This is a genomic window from Methylobacterium sp. A52T (assembly GCF_053346095.1).
Map to the genome: position 1 here is coordinate 1 of NZ_JBKFBI010000276.1, position 2,513 is coordinate 2,513.

Consider the following 2,513-nt stretch of genomic DNA (forward strand, 5'->3'; position numbering starts at 1 on the left):
GAGCGGGTCGCGGGCGCGCCGCGCGCGGGGCGCGGCTGCGCCGGCATGCTCGAGGCCGCGCGGCGGCTCGCCGGGCGGCCGAAGCTCGTCTTCCTCGCCTCCGACTTCCGCTGGCCCGAGGCGCTGATCGCCCGGGTCTTCGCCGCTCTGGCGCCGCACGACACGGTGCCGATCCTGCTCGCCGACCCCGCCGAGGCGGAGGCGCTGCCGGCCTTCGGCCTCGTCGAGCTCGACGATCTCGAGGGCGGCGGCCGCCGCGTGGTCCTGCTGCGCCCGAGCCTGCGCCGGGCCTGGATCGCCCGGGAGCGGGACCGGGTCGCCGCCCTGGAGCGCGCCGCCGCGCCCTTCGCGCGCCGGGTCTTCCGACTCGCCGGGCGCTTCGACGCCCAGGCGCTGACCCGCCACCTGATGACGACCTGAGCATGGGCGCGCGCGGTCCCGCCCTCCTGCCGGCCGGCCTCTTCGCCAGCCTCCGCGCCAGCCTCCGCGCCGGTGTCCTGGCCGGTGTCCTGGCCGGTGTCCTGGCCGGCGTCCTGGCCGCGCCGCTCGTCCTGACGGCCGGCCCGGCCGCCGCGCAGGTGCGCTCCGTCGAGGTGCGCAGCCCGCGGCCCTTCGGGATCTTCCTGGGCGACCTGGTCGAGGCGCAGGTGGAGATCCTGGCCGATCCCGACTTCCGGCTGCAGCGCGCGACCCTGCCCCGGCCCGGTCCGGTGACCTACTGGCTCGACCTGCGCGCCGTCGCGGTCGACGAGGCCCCGGCGGCCGGCGGCCGGCGGGTGCGCCTCCGCCTCACCTACCAGAGCTTCTACGCCGCCCTCGACGCCCGCACCCTGGAGGTGCCGGGCTTCCCCCTGACGCTGGCGAGCGAGGCGGCGACCGGGCTCACCACCGCGGCCGTCCAGGTGCCGGGCTGGAGCCTCGGCGTCTCGCCCCTGCGGGAGGTGCAGCCGCAGCGGCGCGAGGATCCGGCCGAGTACCTGCGCCCGGACGGGCGGAGCGGGCGGGTCGATCCCGGGCCGGACGTCGCGGCGGCGGCGGGTCTCGGCGCCCTCGCGGGCCTCGCCGCGCTGGCGCTGGCGCACGACCGGGCCTGGGGACCGTTCCGGCAGCGGCGGGGCCGGCCCTTCGCGGCGGCTCTGCGCGCGCTCCGGCGGCAGCGGGCGGGGGCCGGGCCCGATCAGGCCTACCGGGCGGCGCTGCTGGCCCTGCACCGGGGCCTCGACCTGACCGACGGGAGGCGGGTGCTGGCCGACGATCTCGGCACCTTCCTCGCCCGGCACGGGGCCTTCCGGGACCAGGCGGCGGGGCTCGCGCGCTTCTTCGAGGCCTCGCGCCTCGCCTTCTTCGGCGGCCGCCTGCCGGCCGCGCGCGCGGCCTGGCCCCGCGCCGAGGCCGAGGCGCTCCTGGCGCGGCTCGCGGCGGCGGAGCGGAGCGCGTGAGGCCGTGACCGATCTCCTCGCCCGCCTCGGCGCGACCGATCCCTGGGTCCTGTGGCTGCTGCCGCTGGCGCTGCTGCCGCTGGCCCGCTCGGCCCTGCGCCGGACGGCCGTCCCGTCCGTCGCCGCCGCCCCGGCCGATCCCGTCTCGGCCTGGCTCGGCCGGGCGCTGACGCTCGCCGGCGTCCTGGCCATCGCCGGCCTGATCGTGGCCCTGGCGGGCCCCTACCGGAGGGGCGCGCGGATCGAGCGCCTCGGCATCGGCGCGCAGGTCTCGCTGCTGATCGACCGCTCGGGCAGCATGAACGAGACCTTCGCGGGCCGGCAGCCCTCCGGCGCCGAGGAATCGAAGGCCGCGGCCTCCCGGCGCCTGCTGGCCGATTTCGTCGGCGCCCGGGCGCACGACCTGTTCGCCGTGACGGCCTTCTCCACCGCGCCGATGCTGGTCATGCCGATGACCGACCGACACGACGCCGTGCGGGCGGCGATCGCCGCCATCGACCGGCCCGGCCTCGACTACACCAATATCGGCCGGGGCCTCGGCATGGCCCTGTCGCAATTCGGAATCGATGTCGGCGCGTCGCGGGTGCTCCTGCTGGTCTCCGACGGTGCGGCGGTGATCGACCCGCGCATCCAGGACCAGCTGCGCGCCGCGGTCGCGCGGATCCGGCCGAACCTGTACTGGCTGTTCCTGCGCACCCAGGGATCGCCCGGCATCGCCGACCGGCCGGCCGGCGAGGACACGCCCCAGGCCGCGCCGGAGCGCCATCTCGACCTGTTCTTCAAGAGCCTCGGCGTGCCCTACCGCGCCTTCGAGGCCGAGGGCGCCGAGGCGGTGGCCGCCGCCATCCGGCAGATCGAGGCCCTGGAGCGGGACCCGATCCCCTACGTCGAGGAGCGCCCGCGCCGGGACCTGACCGGGCTCGCCGCCGCGCTCGCCGCCCTGGGCCTCGCGCTGCTTGTCCTGGCCAAGCTCGCGGAGGTGGACCTCGCGGGGGCCACGGCCGGTGCGGAGACCGCGGCGGAAGCCGCGGACGCGGCGGCGCGGAGGGCGGCATGAGCGCCGGCGCCCTCCTC

At 78.4% G+C, this 2,513-nt stretch carries 3 protein-coding genes; all 3 read left to right on the forward strand.

Going from position 1 to position 2,513, the window contains the following annotated elements; translation table 11 throughout:
- On the forward strand, positions 1-420 hold a 420-nt coding region (locus tag ACLBYE_RS30260), incomplete at its 5' end, for a DUF58 domain-containing protein (protein ID WP_447696995.1).
- Between the two features lie 2 nt (positions 421-422).
- Positions 423-1,439, forward strand: a complete 1,017-nt coding sequence (locus ACLBYE_RS30265) for a nonribosomal peptide synthetase MxaA (RefSeq protein ID WP_447696996.1) — start codon at positions 423-425, stop codon at positions 1,437-1,439.
- Positions 1,440-1,443: 4 nt separating this feature from the next.
- Positions 1,444-2,496: a vWA domain-containing protein gene (locus tag ACLBYE_RS30270; RefSeq protein WP_447696997.1), complete on the forward strand. Its 1,053-nt coding sequence runs from the start codon at positions 1,444-1,446 to the stop codon at positions 2,494-2,496.
- The last annotated feature ends 17 nt before the right edge of the window (positions 2,497-2,513 follow it).